Here is a 15094-nt window from a genome sequence, read left to right as displayed (position 1 = left end):
ATCTGTCTCAGGACTGAGACACCTCAGTGCAGGTTTTCACCGATCCCCAGCCGTTTCATCCGGCGATAGAGCGTGGCGCGCCCGATCCCAAGCGCGCGCGCCGCCTCGGACACATTGCCAGAGGTACGGGCAAGGGCGCGAATCACCGCTGCCCGCTCGGCCCGCTCAAAGCCGCTTGGGCCCTCGTCGCGGCCAAAGATATCAGAGGCGGGGATGGGTCGGATCGGGCCGATGGCCCCCAGATTGAACGCCTTGCGCGCGGCGCGGGTGGCCCCCACGACGATGTCATCGGCATCGACCGCGAGCAGCATCGCGGCCTCGGTCTCGTCATGGTCGGCGTAAAGGATGCGGGCGCGCGGATGGGCGGCACGGAAATTGTCAGCCTCGATCTGGCGGGCGGTCTGGGCCACCATCGCGGCGATGAGGCGGTTAAACGCCTCGGTCTGGTCGGAACGGGCAGAAGAGACATCGAGCGCACCGATGATACGCCCATCCGCGCCATAGATCGGCGCGTCCATACAGCTCATGGCGGTGTTTCGCGCCAGAAAATGCTCATCGCGGTGGATGATGACGCGGCGATCCTCGGCGAGACAGGTGCCGATGCCGTTGGTGCCCTCGGACGCCTCGGACCAGTCAGCCCCCTGCCAGAGGCCCCAATCCTGAAAGATCGCGGCATCCCCTTGCGCACAGCGCTGATCGAGAACGACGCCCTCGGCATCGGTCAAAAGCACAGCGCAGCCCGAATGGCCAACAAGGCCAAAAAGCTGGTCGAGTTTGGGGGCGGCGACCTGCAGGAATTGCGCCTGCGCGCCTTGGCGCGTCGCCAGATCGCTGGCCTCGACACGCCCCGGCGCGCGGCGTTCGGCCGGGTCCAGACCATGCTTGAGCATCGAGCGCCGCCACGACGCCGCGATCCGCGACCGTGCGGGCGCAGTGGCGGAGTGTGAGTCCTCAAGAACCTTGTCGATATGGGTGCGGCGGTGGGTGATCTGGCAGGCTCCGGTGATATCCGTTGTGGTGGAATAGCCCTTTAGACGCCGCAGGTCCCTGCCCTGTCAATCCGACCTTCGGACCAGTCAGGCAGGGCGGGCGAAAGACCGTGAAACCCCTTGCAATGCCCCGCCACGCGGTATAATCGCCTGTCTCACGGTCGGGCTGTAGCGCAGCCTGGTAGCGCACCTGCTTCGGGAGCAGGGGGTCGGAGGTTCGAATCCTCTCAGCCCGACCAGTGATAGTCCCCAAACGATAGCCGCATGAAAAAGGCCCCTTTCGGGGCCTTTGGTTTGTTTGCTTTGGTCCGCGTTTCGCCGGATCACTAGGGGGCAGCCTGCGCCGCCCCCCCGTGCCCATTATCAGAGGAACGTAAAGCTGTCGAGCGTCAGATCCGCTGCCAGCACGTCCACGAAGAGGACGCCGTTATCATTGACGGTGAACTGCGCACCTTGGTCCGTATCGACAATGCCAAGGGCGTCAAGGTAGCCCTGAAGGCCGTTGCCGCCGTTGTCGAGGCCATCAACGCGGATAAAGACGGTATCTACACCCGCCTCGAAATCGGTGATGTTTTCGAAACTGCCCGCGACAAATTCGTTGAACACGAAGACATCTGCGCCCTCGCCGCCCGACATGATGTCGTTGCCAGCACCGCCATTGATCGTGTCATCCCCTGCGCCGCCGAGGATGAAGTCATTCCGCCCGCCACCAGCGATAAAGTCATTCCCGTCACTGCCGAAGAGATCGTCATCGCCTTCGCCGCCGCCGATCACGTCATCGCCCGCGCCGCCCTCGATCGTATCCCGGCCTGCGCCGCCGCCAATCACGTCATCGCCAGCGCCCGCGTCAATGCTGTCGCTGCCAAAGCTGCCAGAGATCGAGTCATTGTCCGCACCACCGTTGAGCGTGTCATCGCCAGCACCGCCGCTGATCAGGTCATTGCCATCACCGCCTTCGACGATGTCATTGCCTTGGCCCGCGCCGATCACGTCATCGCCAGCACCGCCGTCGATCGTATCATCGCCCAAGCCGCCGCCGATGCGGTCATTGCCAGCCTCACCGAGCACGACATCATTGCCAGCGCTGGCCGCCAGAACGTCATCGCCAGAGCCGCCTTCGATCGTGTCATCTCCGGCGCCGCCGGCAACGCTGTCATTGCCAGCGCCCGCCAGTGCAAGCTCGCCAGCATCGGACAATGTGGTCAGAGACGACCCGCCGTTCGAGAAGAGAGCACTCCAACGCTCTTGGGCGCTGGCCGCAACCTGCTCGCCCACTTGGAGACCGAACAAGTTACCGTCCTGAATATGGATGCCCCCAAAGATACGCGATTGTCCCGCCTCTTGGGCTGCCTCGCTCAGGGTGTTCCAACGCAGAACAATGGGATCACCGCCGTCGGCGCGATCTTCGAAGGTCAGCTCGGAGGTGATGAATTCGCCAATCAGGTCCGCACCTGCGACACCGTCGAGATCATAGTTGCTGACGCTGGTGCCATCGTAATAGACATCGCTGCCCAGATAGGCGGCCAAGGTCCGCGCGGCGGCTGTCGAGAAGGTCGAGTGGCCCGAGACGAATTCGGGGAACGGCGGTGTGGGCGCCGTTACGTTCTGATACGGCAGCCATTCCTGACCAAGGATGGTTTGTGTGCCCTGGTTCGGACCACCCCATGCCTGAACTTCCTGATCAAAGAACAGATCCCTGATCGCGGAATAGGGGCGGATATAGGTATAGGTATATTTCGCCTCCCATGTCGCGATCCCGGCATCAAAAATGGCCGTGCTGAGCGCAAAGAACATCTCAGCGTCCTGCGCATTGCCATGGCCATCGCGCAGTGCAAGATCCTGTGCAATCTGGAACCAGTGACCCGGAGGGGTTTCGCCGCGCGGGCCATTCGCCCAGTATTCGGCAATCAGCTTTTGCTCGTCGGTCAGGTTGGCAGAGATTTCAAGCACCTCGGTGACCTGATCGCGATAGGCCTGATCGCCTGTCGTCACATTGCCAAGCCCGTCGACATATTCGGAAAAGTCGCCCAATTGCGGCGGTGCAGGCGGACGGAACTGATCGTTCGAGTCGAGCGCAAAGCTGTCAACGCCGCCCCAATGCGGGGTCAGCGCGCGTTGATCCTTGAACGTGCTGGGATCGTCATTGTCGAAAATCGGAATGCCATTGTCATCGGTCAGCGTGCCATTGGGCTCGCGCAGCGGCTGCCATTGGTTGGGATCGAAATTCTCGCCACCGGGCGCGCGATCCGAGGTCGGATCGGCCTCGTTCACCGGCACGAAACCTGTGGTATCGGCAAATCCGTTCGCCGCGTTCGAGCCGTCATTGGCGCGGGCGGCAAAGACGTTTTGCGCGGCCAGATTGCCAAGACCGGCCGCGGTGTCCGGATCGGTCGAGACATTGGCGGGATCATAGCCCAATTCGACAAGTAAGGCCTCGAAATCAGCAGCGCGGGCCGGATGAAGCTGGCTCATCACCGTGAAAGCGGCATAGCTGATCGCTTCGGCGAGGTTGGCATCGTTATTCTCAAGCGAGGTTTCGATGTCAGAGTAGTGACCAGAGGCCGACGGTGCCAAGGCAGCGTAGGCGTCATAAATCGCAGCATTTGCAAGGTGCAGTTGGTAGGTGGTCGGTGTCGGGGCTGGTCCCCCTTCGCGGATTACTTGAAGCTGAAGCTCATTCCACTGAGCGACGACAGATTGTTGAATAGGTTCCATGAATTGTTCCTGTTGGTCAAAAGGGAGCCATCACTGTTCACATAAATTGACGGTGGGTAACGTTTGCGTGTAAATCCGATCCAGATCAAGACCTTTGTAATAAGGGTCCTGTAGCGAGGCAGAATGCCCTCGATTTCAGCCGTGACGTTGCACAGTCGCTGAGCAGCCACCCCCTATAACGAGCAGTCACCGCGCGACATATGATGTAAAGTTGTGGGGGCACGCATCCCTGCCAGAGAGAGTCGCAATGCCCCTCAGGCTGAGGCGCGCTCGACCCCTTCTTCGATGGCGGCGCGCAGTTTGCGTTCAAGCGCGGCGCGCTTGCTGTCTGAGTGGAATTTCAGCCCGAACATATCCTTGACATAAAACGTATCGACCACCTGTTCGCCAAAGGTCGCGATCACGGCAGAGGCGATATAGACGTTGTTGGCGGCCAAGGTCCGCGTAAGATCGTAGAGCAGGCCGGGGCGGTCGCGGGTATCCACCTCGATGATCGTATAGATTTCAGAGCCATCGTTATCAAAGGTGATATGGGTGGGCACGCGAAAGGCGCGCTCGCGCTTCTTGAGCTTGTCGCGGGATTTGATTGCCTCGCGGGGAACCACCTCGCCTTTGAGGGTCTTTTGGATCATGTTGCGCAGGCGCGGCAGGCGGTCGGCCTCAAAGGGGTGCCCATCGGCGTCCTGTATCCAGAAGACCGCAGTGGCAAAGCCATCCTTGGACGTATAGGTGCGCGCGTCCACCACATTGGCCCCGACCAGCGCCAAGGCCCCTGCCAGACGCGAAAAGATACCCGGATGATCGGCCAGCGCGAAACAGGCGCGGGTGGCATCGCGATCCTCGTCAATCGCCAGATCAATGGCAATCTCATCCTCGGTCAGATTGTGCAGCAGGCGGGCAAAGACCACATGCGCGGTAACATGCAGCCCCTGCCAATAGGGCGGATAATGGCGCGAGGTCTCATGCTTGAGGTCCTTGGCATCCCAATCCGGCAGCGCCTCGCGCAGGTTGCGCTTGGCATCCGAGCCGCGCTGTTCGCGGTTGAGATCCTCAAGCCCGCCTTCCATGGCGCGGCGGGTCTGGCGGTAAAGGGCGCGCAAGAGCGACGCCTTCCAATTGTTCCAGGTGCCGGGGCCAACGCCACGAATATCGCAGACCGTGAGCAAGAGCAGCAGGTCAAGCCGTTCGCGGGTTTGCACCGCCTTGGCAAAATCGCGAACGGTGCGGGGATCGGCGATATCGCGTTTCTGCGCCATGTCAGACATCAAAAGGTGATAGCGCACCAGCCATTCGACGGTATCCACCTCGCGCGGTTTCAGCCCCAGACGGGGCCCGACACGGCGGGCGATGCGCGCGCCAAGGATGGCGTGATCCTCTTCGCGGCCCTTGCCGATGTCATGCAGGAGGAGCGCCACATAGAGCACGCGGCGGTTGATCCCCTCTTTGAGAATTGACGAGGACACCGGCAATTCCTCGATCAGCTCGCGCCGCTCGATCTGGGCCAAGTGGCTGATACATTGGATGATATGCTCATCCACCGTGTAATGGTGATACATATTGAACTGCATCATCGCGACGATGGGTTCAAATTCCGGGATAAAGGCCGAGAGCACGCCCAATTCGTTCATACGCCTGAGCGCGCGTTCCGGGTTGCCATGTTTCAGCAGCAGGTCGAGAAAAAGCTTTTGCGCTGCCGGGTCATTGCGCATGCTCTCGTCGATCAGCCGGATATTGGCCGAAACCAGCAGCATCGCATCGGGATGGATCAAGAGGCCGGTGCGCAACGCCTCTTCGAACAGGCGCAAAAGATTGAGCGGGTCGGTGAGAAAGCTTTTGGGATCGGCGATACCAAGGCGGCCGTGCACCTCGACATAGCCCTCTTTCAGGGTCTTGCGGCGGCGCAGAAGGCGTTGCAAGAGCGGCTCAGACTTGATCTGCGTCGCCTCAAGCTTGGTCAGGAAAATCCGCGTGAGATCGCCGACGGCAGTGGCGTGGCGAAAATAGTCCTGCATGAAGATTTCCACCCCACGCCGGGCGGCGGTATCCTTGTAGCCCATGCGCTGCGCCACCTCGACCTGCATGTCAAAGGTGAGCTGGTCATTGGGCCGCCCGATGATCAGATGCAGATGGCACCGCACCGCCCAAAGAAAATTCTCAGCCTTGGAAAAGGTGGCGAATTCCTCGGGCGTGAACATGCCCAAGGCCACCAGTTCGCTTACGTCACGAACACGGTGCAGGTATTTGGCGATCCAGAACAGCGATTGCAGGTCGCGCAATCCGCCCTTGCCCTCTTTGACATTGGGCTCGACCATATAGCGCTCGCCCTGCTTTTCATGGCGCGCGTCGCGTTCCGCGAGCTTGGCCTCGGTAAAGGCGCGCTCAGAGCCTTTGAAGAGGTCATTCCAGAGGCGCTGGTTGAGCTTTTCGGCCAGATCCCCCTCGCCCGCGAGAAAGCGGTTTTCGAGGAGCGCTGTGCGGATCGTGTAATCCTCGCCACCAAGGCGCAAACAATCGCGGATGGTCCGGCTGGAATGCCCGACCTTGAGCCGCAGATCCCACAGCATGTAGAGCATGGATTCAATCACGCTCTCGGCCCAGGGGGTGATCTTGTAGGGCGTGAGGAACAACAGATCGACATCGGAATGCGGTGCCATCTCGCCGCGACCATAGCCGCCCACGGCAAAGACGGCGATGCGCTCGGCCTCGGTCGGGTTGGGCAGCGGGTGCATGACACGGGTGGCCACATCAAGCGTGGTCAGGATCACACAATCCGTGAGCCAGCAATAGGAGCGGGTGGCGGGGCGCGCGGCAAAGGGCTGTGCCGCCAGCCCCTCAGCGATCGCATCGCGACCTTGGGTGATCCGTGTGCTGAGACAGGCCACAACCCCACGCCGAAGCGCGCCCATGTCTGGCCCCGCCTCGGCCACGGCCCGCGCGATCTCGGCCGCAACGGCGGGAATGTCGAAAATCGTTTCGGCAGGACAGATCAGATCATCCCGCGCCGTGATGAGTTGAATCATGTCCGACGTTTCGCACCCTCGTCAGAGGTTGGTGCCATGATGCGCGTTGGGATCAAAATCCGGCCCCGCCAAAGCTTTGGGGGGCGGGGGACAGGATCGTCACGCGCCGGTCGCGGATCGTGGCCACGGCCAGACCGCGCTCGTTGCTGCCATCGGGGCGGAACCGGAAAACACCGCTGACGCCCTGAAACCCGGCCGATTGGGTTAGCGCCGCTCGGCCCAAAGCCTCGCGGCTGCCGGATTTGACCAAGGCCCCGACCGCAGCAATGCCATCATAGGACAGGCTTGCAATGGGATGGGGGACATTGCCATAGGCGGCGCTGAATCGCTGGGTGAACTGGCTTGCACGGGCCGGGTCCGGTAGGGCGAACCATCCGCCCTGCACCCCCGGCAGATCAAGCGTCTGCGGCGGGGTATCCCAACGCGACAGGCCAATATACTGCACCCGGTCCGGGCCAAGCCCGTTTTCAGGCAACATTTGGGTAAAGAGCGGCAGGGCACCCGCGGAATTCGCCGTGAGGAAAATCGCATCGGCAGCGTTGGTTTCGGCGGCAGTCTTGATCTTGGGGATGGCGTCAATCACGCCCTCTTGCGAGAATTCATAGCCCACGCTGCCTGCCAAGGTCGCGCCATTGTCGCGCACCGCCTGCTCAATGGCTGTGCGGCCAAGCTGACCCGCGAGATTGTCGGAATAGACCGCCATGATGCGGGATTTCTGTTGCCGGGTGGCAAAATCCGCAAGCCGGTTGGCCGTATTCTGAAAGGTCTGCCCAAGGATGAAAAGATTTCCGCCCGCAATGGTCGGATTGTTGGAAAAGGCCAGCACGTTGATGTTGCGCGGGGCCATGGCGACCGCCACGGCATTGGCCGATTCGGCATGGAGCGGCCCGATGATGATCCGCGCGCCGTCAGCGGCGGCATTGAGCGCGGCCTGCTGCGCCTGTCCAGCCTGACCAGCGGTGCCATAGACGCGCAGGTCGATCTGCACGCCTGCAAGGTCCGCAACCGCCAACCGCGCCGCGTTTTCAAGATCGCGCGCCAACTGCGCCTCTTGCGCATCCGCACTGCCATGCGGCACGAGCAAGGCCACCGGCACCGGCCCCGAAGGTGCCGTGCCACCACCACCGGGCGCGGCCACCGACACAGGCTGACAGGCGGCCAAGACGAGTGCTGCAAGCATCAGGAAAGGCCGAAGCGCCAGGGTGGCGACCGACTTGCGGATGATGTGTAAAACGGCGAACATGCGTATCTCTCACTCCCTTGTTGCGCTTTGCCCTTGGCCAGACGCGATTGCGGACAATCATAACGGTCATATGGAGCGGGTCCAGTGGTGAATCCCAAACAGCAGAAACTGGCCGGTGGTCTCTACCTCATCGCCACCCCAATCGGCACCGCGCGCGACATTACGCTGCGCGCGCTCGACATCCTCGCCTCGGCGGATGTGCTGGTGGCCGAAGATACGCGCAGCCTGCGGCGGCTGATGGAGATTCACGGCGTGCGGCTCGATGATCGCCCGCTCTGGCCCTATCACGACCACAACGGCGGGCAGATGCGGCCAAGGATTCTGGCGGCGCTTGAGGCTGGGCAATCGGTGGTCTACGCCTCAGAGGCGGGGACGCCAATGGTGGCAGACCCCGGATTCGATCTGGGCCGCGCGGCGGTCGCGGCGGGGTTTGACCTTGTCTCGGCCCCCGGCCCTTCGGCAGTGATCACGGCGCTGACGCTGGCGGGCCTGCCCACGGATCGCTTTCTCTTTGCCGGGTTCCTGCCCAACACCGCCTCCAAGCGCAAGACGGTGCTCAAGGAGCTGGCAAGCGTGCCCGCAACGCTGGTGTTTTACGAATCGCCCAAGCGGGTGGCGGCGATGCTGCGCGATGCGGCCGACGTGTTGGGCGGTGCGCGCGCCGCGGCGGTCTGCCGCGAGTTGACCAAGAAATTCGAGGAGGTCCGGCGCGGCACGCTCAGTGAATTGGCCCTGATCTGGGCGGATGCGCCGCCAAAAGGCGAAATTGTCGTGATTATTGATCGTGGCGGTTCGGAGAAAATTAAGGAAGTTGATTTAGACCGTATGGTGCTTGATGCGCTCAAGGGGCACTCTGTGCGCGATGCGGCGGATCTGGTGGCGGCGGACACGGGCATGCCCCGGCGCGAGATTTATCAACGGGCGCTCTCTTTGGCAAAGAGCGGAGATTCAGAGGCGGATTGAGAGATGCGGCAACTGGCATTTGATTTTGAGGCGATTGGCGGGGCGGCGATTGTGGTGGCCCCGCTTGTCTTGCGCCGTCAGGATCGGGGGCGGCGCGCCTATCTCTCGGGTCGGGCGGCGGAGGCCGGTGTTTTGCGCGCCTACGAACGGCGGGGCGTGACAGCATTGCACCAACGCTGGCGCGGGCAAAGTGGCGAGATCGACATGATCCTGCGCGCGCCCGATACGTATGTCTTCTGCGAGGTCAAGCAGGCGGCCAGCTTTGATCTGGCCATCGAGCGGCTGCACCAAGGCCAGATGCGGCGCATTCACGCCGCCGCGTCGGAATATCTGGGCCTTTTGCCCGAGGGGCAATTGGCCTCTGTTCGTTTTGATCTGGGGATCGTGGATGGCCGGGGCAATGTGCGCATTCTTGAGAATGCCTTTGGTCATTTCTGAATTGCGCGCCCCGCGCTCTTGCCGCATGTAGGCAGGAGACGGTGAAAAGGGGCAGGATATGAAAATCGCCTTTCAGATGGACCCGATCGGGCCGATCAATATCAACGGAGACAGCACCTTTCGCATCGCGGAAGAGGCGCAGGCGCGCGGCTATGAGCTGTTTTACTACACGCCCGACCGGCTGGCCTATGACGAGGGGCGGGTGACGGCGCGGGGCTGGCCCCTGACCGTGCAACGGGTGCAGGGCGATCATTTTCGGCTGGGCGCAGAGCAAACAGTCGATCTGAGCACCTTCGATGTGGTCTGGCTGCGCCAAGACCCGCCGTTCGATATGTTCTACATCACCACAACCCATATCCTGCAACGGCTGAGCCCCGGCACACTGGTGGCAAATGATCCGTTCTGGGTGCGCAACTATCCTGAAAAGCTGCTGATTCTCGATTTCCCGCAACTCATGCCGCCCACGGCGATTGCCCGCGATCTCGAGACGATCCGCGCCTTTCGCGCACGGCATGGCGATGTGATCCTCAAGCCGCTTTACGGCAACGGCGGCGCGGGCGTGTTCCACCTGCCCGAGAGCGACCGCAACCTTGCCAGCCTGCATGAGATGTTCACCGGATTCAGCCGCGAGCCGCTCATCGTGCAAAAATACCTGCCCGCCGTCAGCAAGGGCGACAAACGGGTGATTCTGGTCGATGGCGAACCCATCGGGGCCATCAACCGCGTGCCCGCGCAGGGCGAGACGCGCTCGAACATGCATGTGGGCGGGCGCGCGGAAAAGGTCGAGCTGACCGCCCGCGACCGCGAGATTTGCGCCACCATCGGGCCGCTTTTGCGCGAGAAGGGGCAGATATTCGTCGGCATCGACGTGATCGGCGACTATCTCACCGAGATCAACGTGACCTCGCCCACCGGCCTGCAAGAGCTGGAGCGGTTTGACGGCACCAATGGTGCCGGGCTGATCTGGGATGCGATCGCGACACGGCGGGGATGAGCTGGCAACTGCGCCTCTTGAACCGCCAGTTGCGCTGGTTCGAGAAGCCGGCGCTGGCGCGCCATGACAAGGACCGCCTCCGGCGGTCCTTTGCGTTCAAATCGCGGCTTTATTTTCATGCCCCCTTTGGCAGTTCCTTTCAGCGTGACACCCTTGATGGGGTGCCGGTGCAATGGGCGCGGGCCCGCGCTGCGCGACCTGCGCCCGTGATCCTCTATTTCCATGGCGGGGCCTATGTCTTTGGCACCTCGACCACGCATCGGGCGATGCTGGCCAAGCTCTCGGCGCTGACCGGGCTGCCCGCCTGTTTGCCCGATTACCGGCTGGCCCCCGAGCATCCTTTTCCGGCGCAGATCGCGGATGCGCTGGCCGCATACCGCGCGCTGAGGGCCAAGCAGGAGGTGATCATCGGTGGCGATAGCGCGGGCGGCGGGCTGGCGCTTGCGCTCTTGCATGAAATCCTTGCACAGGGTCTTGCCCCGCCCTTGGGCGTCTTTGCCTTTTCGCCCCTTACCGATGTGACCTATTCCGGCGCGTCCGTCACCGAGAATGCCGCGCGCGATTGCGTGCTGTCGGCCAGCCGGGTCGGCGAGATGCTGGAGATGTTCTTGCGCGGGCAAGACCCGCGCGACCCGCGCGCCTCGCCGCTTTTTGGTGTGTTCAGCGGCGCGCCGCCCGTGTGGATGACCGTGGGCGACACCGAGATCCTGCGCGATGATACGCTGCGGATGCAGGCCGCGCTGGTGGCGCAGGGGGTGCAGTGCACACTCACCGTCGCGCCCGATCATCCGCATGTCTGGCCCATCTTTCACAATGTCCTGCCCGAGGCGGGCAGCACCCTGCGCGATCTGGCCGCCTGGATCAGCTCTCTTTGACCCCGGCGATGCGAAAACTGACCGCTTCGGCCACATGCGGCAGGCGCACCTGATCAGAGCCGTCAAGATCGGCGATGGTGCGCGCCACCCGCAACACCCGGTGATAGCCCCGCGCCGTAAGCCCGAAGCGGCTGGCAACGCGCGTGACAAGGGCGCGCCCCTCGGCGTCCGGCGTGGCGACATCATCGAGCACCGCCCCTTCGGCATCGGCGTTAAGGCGCATATGGGCATGGCCCGCATAGCGCGCAGCCTGCACTGCGCGCGCGGCGGCCACGCGCCCTGCGACCGTGGCCGAGACATCTCCGGATGCGGGCAAATCAAGGTCGCTAAAGGCCACGGGCGGCACCTCGATCCGCAGATCAAAGCGGTCCATCAGCGGGCCGGAAATGCGGCCAATATACTCCTCGCCGCAGTTGGGCGCGCGCGAACAGGCGCGGGCGGGATCAGAGAGATAGCCGCATTTGCACGGGTTGGCCGCCGCCACCAGCATGAACCGGCAGGGATATTTCACATGCGCATTGGCGCGGGCGACCATAACCTCGCCGGTCTCGATCGGTTGGCGCAGGGTTTCCAGCACGGTGCGGGGAAATTCGGGAAACTCATCCATGAAGAGCACACCATTATGCGCAAGGCTGATCTCGCCCGGCTTGGCACTGCGCCCGCCGCCGACGATGGCGGCCATCGAGGCGGTGTGATGCGGCTCGCGGAAGGGGCGCGCGCGGTTGATCCCCCCCTCTGACAAAAGGCCCGCAAGCGAATGGATCATCGAGGTTTCCAGCGCCTCGGGGGCCGACAGCGGTGGCAGGATACCGGGCAGACGCGCGGCCAGCATGGATTTGCCAGATCCCGGCGTGCCGATCATCATCAGGTGATGCCGCCCAGCGGCGGCAATTTCCAGCGCGCGTTTGGCGCGTTCCTGCCCTTTGACGTCGCGCAGGTCGCGGCCCTGTGGCGGTGCGATCACCTCGCCGGGGTCCGAGGCGGGGATCGGGGCCTGTCCGGTATAGTGGCGCACCACATCCGAGAGCGAGGCAGCGGCGATCACCTGCACCGCACCGACCCAAGCCGCCTCAGGGCCGCAGGATTTGGGGCAAAGCAGGATACGGTGTTCCTCGGCGGCGGCCATGGCGGCGGGCAACGCGCCGATCACCGCGATCAGCGTGCCATCAAGGGATAACTCGCCCAGTGCCGTTGTCCCCTCGGCCGCATCATGCGGGATGATTTCGAGCGCCGCCAAAAGGGCGAGCGCGATGGGCAGGTCAAAATGACTGCCCTCTTTCGGCATATCGGCGGGCGAGAGATTGATGGTGATGCGCCGCGACGGCAGGGCGATGGCCATCGCCGAGAGTGCCGCGCGCACCCGGTCGCGCGCCTCGGACACCGCCTTGTCGGGCAGGCCCACGAGGGAAAAGGCGGGGACACCGGGCGTGATGGCGCATTGCACCTCGACGGTCTTGGCCTCGACCCCTTCAAAGGCCACGGTATAGGCGCGCGCGACCATTTGGTTCCCTATGCTTCTAACAAGGTTAATGCGTAGCGCGGCAGAGGTTTAAGAATGGTTAACGCTGGCTGCCCTTTGAAACCGGGCGAATTCGGTCTCGCACCTGCGCGGCATCTCTCTTATAACCCCTGCGAAACAGTCTGGGAGTCGCTGCCATGACCGGAGAATTGTCGCCGATTGACAAGGCCAAATTCGTTGCCGCCAAGCGGTCGGTGGATTTCGTCGAGGACGGGATGCGCGTGGGCCTTGGCACCGGATCAACCGCCGCGTGGATGGTCCGCTGTCTGGGAGAGTTGGTGCGCGAGGGCGGCTTGCGCATACGGGGCGTGCCGACATCGACGCGCACGGCGGAACTGGCGCGTGAGGTGGGGATCGAGGTTATCAGCCTGGATGAGGCGAAATGGCTCGACCTTACAATTGACGGGGCCGATGAATTTGACAGCAATCTCAATCTGATCAAGGGCGGCGGCGGCGCGCTCTTGCAAGAAAAGATCGTGGCGACAGCCTCTGACCAGATGATCGTGATCGCCGATGTCGGCAAGGAGGTCGAGACGCTGGGCGCCTTCCCCCTGCCGGTCGAGGTGATCCCCTTTGGCTGGCAGACGACGAAATCGCTGGTCGAGGAACTCTTGATCAATATGGATGTGCTGGGGCGCGATGCCACGCTGCGGATGAATGGCGCACGGCCCTTCATCACCGATGAGGGCAATTATATTCTCGATCTGCATCTGGGGCGGATTGGGGCCGCGCATCAACTCTCGATGGCGCTCAATCAGATGCCGGGGGTGGTTGAAAACGGGCTTTTCCTCGATATCTGCGATGTGGTCATTCTTGGCTATGGCGATGGCCGTGTGGAAACCCGCGACATCAACGAAGGCACCGTGGAGGAAGACCGGCTCGATTTTGTCGAGACCGACAATCTCTTTCGTGATCTGACGGATTGAGGGGACGATGATGAGCGAATTCGACTACGATCTTTTCGTGATCGGCGGCGGGTCTGGCGGCGTGCGCGCGGCGCGGGTGGCGGCACAGGGTGGCGCGCGCGTCGCCTTGGCCGAAGAGGATCGCTATGGCGGCACCTGCGTTATTCGCGGCTGTGTGCCCAAGAAACTGATGGTCTTTGCCTCGGAATATCGTGGGGCCATGGCTGATGCGCAGGCCTATGGCTGGACAGTGCATGCGGGCGGGTTCGATTGGGTCACCTTCCGCGACAAGCTGCATACCGAGTTGGACCGGCTCGAAGGGGTCTATCGCGGTATTCTGAAAAACAACGGGGTCGAGACTTATGATAGCCGGGCGCGCCTTGTTGATCCGCATACGGTGGAACTGGCCGACGGCACGCGGCGGAGCGCCAAACATATCCTCATCGCCACCGGCGGGCGGCCCGTGAAACCCGATCTGCCGGGGGCGGAGCATGCGATCACCAGCAATGAGATCTTTCATCTAGAGCGGCTGCCCAAGTCGATCCTGATCGTCGGCGGCGGCTATATCGCGTGCGAATTCGCCTGCATCCTCAACGGTTTGGGGGTCAAGGTCACGCAGTTCTATCGCGGCGCGCAAATTCTGCGCGGCTTTGACGAAGAGGCGCGCGGGCTGGTCTCGGACGAGATGATCGCCTCGGGGATCACCCTGCATCTGGGCACCAATATCGAGACGATGGAAAAGGTCGACGGCGGCTATCGCGTGACCGGCACCAATGGCAGCGAGGCGGTGTTTGAACAGGTGATGTTCGCAACCGGGCGCGCGCCCAACACGGAAAATCTGGGGCTTGAGGCCGCAGGCGTGTCCGTGGGCCGCAAAGGCGAGATTGTCGTGGATGCCTATAGCCAGACCGGCGTGCCCTCGGTCTATGCGATTGGCGATGTGACCGACCGTGTGAACCTCACGCCGGTGGCCATCCGCGAGGGCATGGCCTTTGTGGAAACGGTGTTCAACGGCAACCCGACGCCGGTGGACCATGATCTGATCCCCACCGCGATTTTCACCCAACCCGAGATGGGCACCGTGGGCCTGAGCGAAGAGGCCGCGCGCGAGCAAGAGCCGATCGAGGTCTATGCCACCTCGTTCCGGCCCATGCAGACGGCCTTTGCCGGGCGACCCGACCGGGTGTTGATGAAACTGATCGTAAGCCAGGCCACCCGCAAGGTGCTGGGGTGTCATATCGTCGCTCCGGGTGCGGGCGAGATGATCCAAATGGCGGGGATCGCCGTCAAGATGGGCGCGACAAAAGAAGACTTCGACCGCACCGTAGCGGTGCATCCGACCATGTCGGAAGAGCTTGTAACGATGAAAACGCCTGTGCGCACCGCTTGATTTTTCGCCTGTGCTGCACAGGTTGTGAAACGGGCCGGGAACG

Annotated in this window: 11 protein-coding genes and 1 tRNA gene; 7 read left to right on the top strand and 5 right to left on the bottom strand. The window is 62.7% G+C overall.

Annotated elements, in window-relative coordinates; translation table 11 throughout:
• Window positions 1-23 precede the first annotated feature (23 nt).
• Window positions 24-890 (bottom strand): GAF domain-containing protein, encoded by an 867-nt coding sequence (locus GC127_RS01570; RefSeq protein WP_008279028.1) that lies wholly within the window; start codon window positions 888-890, stop codon window positions 24-26.
• A 261-nt stretch (window positions 891-1151) separates the two neighbouring features.
• Here GC127_RS01570 and GC127_RS01565 point away from each other — a divergent pair.
• Window positions 1152-1228, top strand: a tRNA-Pro gene (locus GC127_RS01565).
• Window positions 1229-1352: 124 nt separating this feature from the next.
• Here the strand turns inward: GC127_RS01565 and GC127_RS01560 are convergent.
• From GC127_RS01560 to GC127_RS01550, 3 genes are all read right to left on the bottom strand, one after another.
• Window positions 1353-3704, bottom strand: a complete 2352-nt coding sequence (locus GC127_RS01560; RefSeq protein ID WP_151976205.1) for a DUF6851 domain-containing protein — start codon at window positions 3702-3704, stop codon at window positions 1353-1355.
• Between the two features lie 254 nt (window positions 3705-3958).
• The gene (locus GC127_RS01555; protein ID WP_151976207.1) at window positions 3959-6724 is read right to left on the bottom strand and encodes a [protein-PII] uridylyltransferase; all 2766 of its coding nucleotides are present in this window, start codon (window positions 6722-6724) and stop codon (window positions 3959-3961) included.
• Window positions 6725-6776: 52 nt separating this feature from the next.
• Window positions 6777-7967: a penicillin-binding protein activator gene (locus tag GC127_RS01550; protein WP_151976209.1), complete on the bottom strand. Its 1191-nt coding sequence runs from the start codon at window positions 7965-7967 to the stop codon at window positions 6777-6779.
• Window positions 7968-8051: 84 nt separating this feature from the next.
• On the opposite strand from GC127_RS01550, the gene rsmI reads away from it, so the two are divergent.
• From rsmI to GC127_RS01530, 4 genes are read left to right on the top strand one after another with little or no spacing between them, the layout of a single operon-like run.
• Window positions 8052-8930: a 16S rRNA (cytidine(1402)-2'-O)-methyltransferase gene (gene rsmI / locus GC127_RS01545; RefSeq protein WP_254699965.1), complete on the top strand. Its 879-nt coding sequence runs from the start codon at window positions 8052-8054 to the stop codon at window positions 8928-8930.
• Between the two features lie 3 nt (window positions 8931-8933).
• Window positions 8934-9368 (top strand): YraN family protein, encoded by a 435-nt coding sequence (locus GC127_RS01540; protein ID WP_008279033.1) that lies wholly within the window; start codon window positions 8934-8936, stop codon window positions 9366-9368.
• A 58-nt stretch (window positions 9369-9426) separates the two neighbouring features.
• Window positions 9427-10362, top strand: coding sequence for a glutathione synthase (gshB, locus tag GC127_RS01535; RefSeq protein ID WP_081506790.1), 936 nt, complete (start codon window positions 9427-9429; stop codon window positions 10360-10362).
• Window positions 10359-11237, top strand: coding sequence for an alpha/beta hydrolase fold domain-containing protein (locus GC127_RS01530; protein WP_151976211.1), 879 nt, complete (start codon window positions 10359-10361; stop codon window positions 11235-11237). The genes gshB and GC127_RS01530 overlap by 4 nt, the downstream gene beginning before the upstream one ends.
• On the opposite strand, the gene GC127_RS01525 is transcribed toward GC127_RS01530, so the two are convergent.
• Complete coding sequence (locus GC127_RS01525; RefSeq protein ID WP_008279036.1) at window positions 11224-12738, bottom strand: YifB family Mg chelatase-like AAA ATPase; 1515 nt, start codon at window positions 12736-12738, stop codon at window positions 11224-11226. The two genes, GC127_RS01530 and GC127_RS01525, sit on opposite strands and share 14 nt — an antisense overlap.
• Window positions 12739-12893: 155 nt before the next feature.
• Between GC127_RS01525 and rpiA the strand changes: the two genes are divergently transcribed.
• Both rpiA and gor read left to right on the top strand, forming a co-directional pair.
• Complete coding sequence (gene rpiA / locus GC127_RS01520; RefSeq protein ID WP_008279037.1) at window positions 12894-13682, top strand: ribose-5-phosphate isomerase RpiA; 789 nt, start codon at window positions 12894-12896, stop codon at window positions 13680-13682.
• A 7-nt stretch (window positions 13683-13689) separates the two neighbouring features.
• Window positions 13690-15051, top strand: coding sequence for a glutathione-disulfide reductase (gene gor, locus GC127_RS01515; RefSeq protein WP_199861159.1), 1362 nt, complete (start codon window positions 13690-13692; stop codon window positions 15049-15051).
• The last annotated feature ends 43 nt before the right edge of the window (window positions 15052-15094 follow it).

This window comes from Roseovarius sp. EC-HK134 (assembly GCF_902498815.1).
Classification (GTDB): domain Bacteria; phylum Pseudomonadota; class Alphaproteobacteria; order Rhodobacterales; family Rhodobacteraceae; genus Roseovarius; species Roseovarius mucosus_A.
Note: the sequence above shows the minus strand (reverse complement) of the source record. Positions and strands in the feature narration are given on the sequence as shown.

Excerpts from the sequence above, each read along its gene's own strand:
- GC127_RS01570 (WP_008279028.1), bottom strand. The coding sequence starts at position 890 with ATGCTCAAGCATGGTCTGGACCCGGCCGAACGCCGCGCGCCGGGGCGT.
- GC127_RS01560 (WP_151976205.1), bottom strand. The coding sequence starts at position 3,704 with ATGGAACCTATTCAACAATCTGTCGTCGCTCAGTGGAATGAGCTTCAG.
- GC127_RS01555 (WP_151976207.1), bottom strand. The coding sequence starts at position 6,724 with ATGATTCAACTCATCACGGCGCGGGATGATCTGATCTGTCCTGCCGAA.
- GC127_RS01550 (WP_151976209.1), bottom strand. The coding sequence starts at position 7,967 with ATGTTCGCCGTTTTACACATCATCCGCAAGTCGGTCGCCACCCTGGCG.
- GC127_RS01540 (WP_008279033.1), top strand. The coding sequence starts at position 8,934 with ATGCGGCAACTGGCATTTGATTTTGAGGCGATTGGCGGGGCGGCGATT.
- gshB (WP_081506790.1), top strand. The coding sequence starts at position 9,427 with ATGAAAATCGCCTTTCAGATGGACCCGATCGGGCCGATCAATATCAAC.
- GC127_RS01530 (WP_151976211.1), top strand. The coding sequence starts at position 10,359 with ATGAGCTGGCAACTGCGCCTCTTGAACCGCCAGTTGCGCTGGTTCGAG.
- GC127_RS01525 (WP_008279036.1), bottom strand. The coding sequence starts at position 12,738 with ATGGTCGCGCGCGCCTATACCGTGGCCTTTGAAGGGGTCGAGGCCAAG.
- rpiA (WP_008279037.1), top strand. The coding sequence starts at position 12,894 with ATGACCGGAGAATTGTCGCCGATTGACAAGGCCAAATTCGTTGCCGCC.
- gor (WP_199861159.1), top strand. The coding sequence starts at position 13,690 with ATGATGAGCGAATTCGACTACGATCTTTTCGTGATCGGCGGCGGGTCT.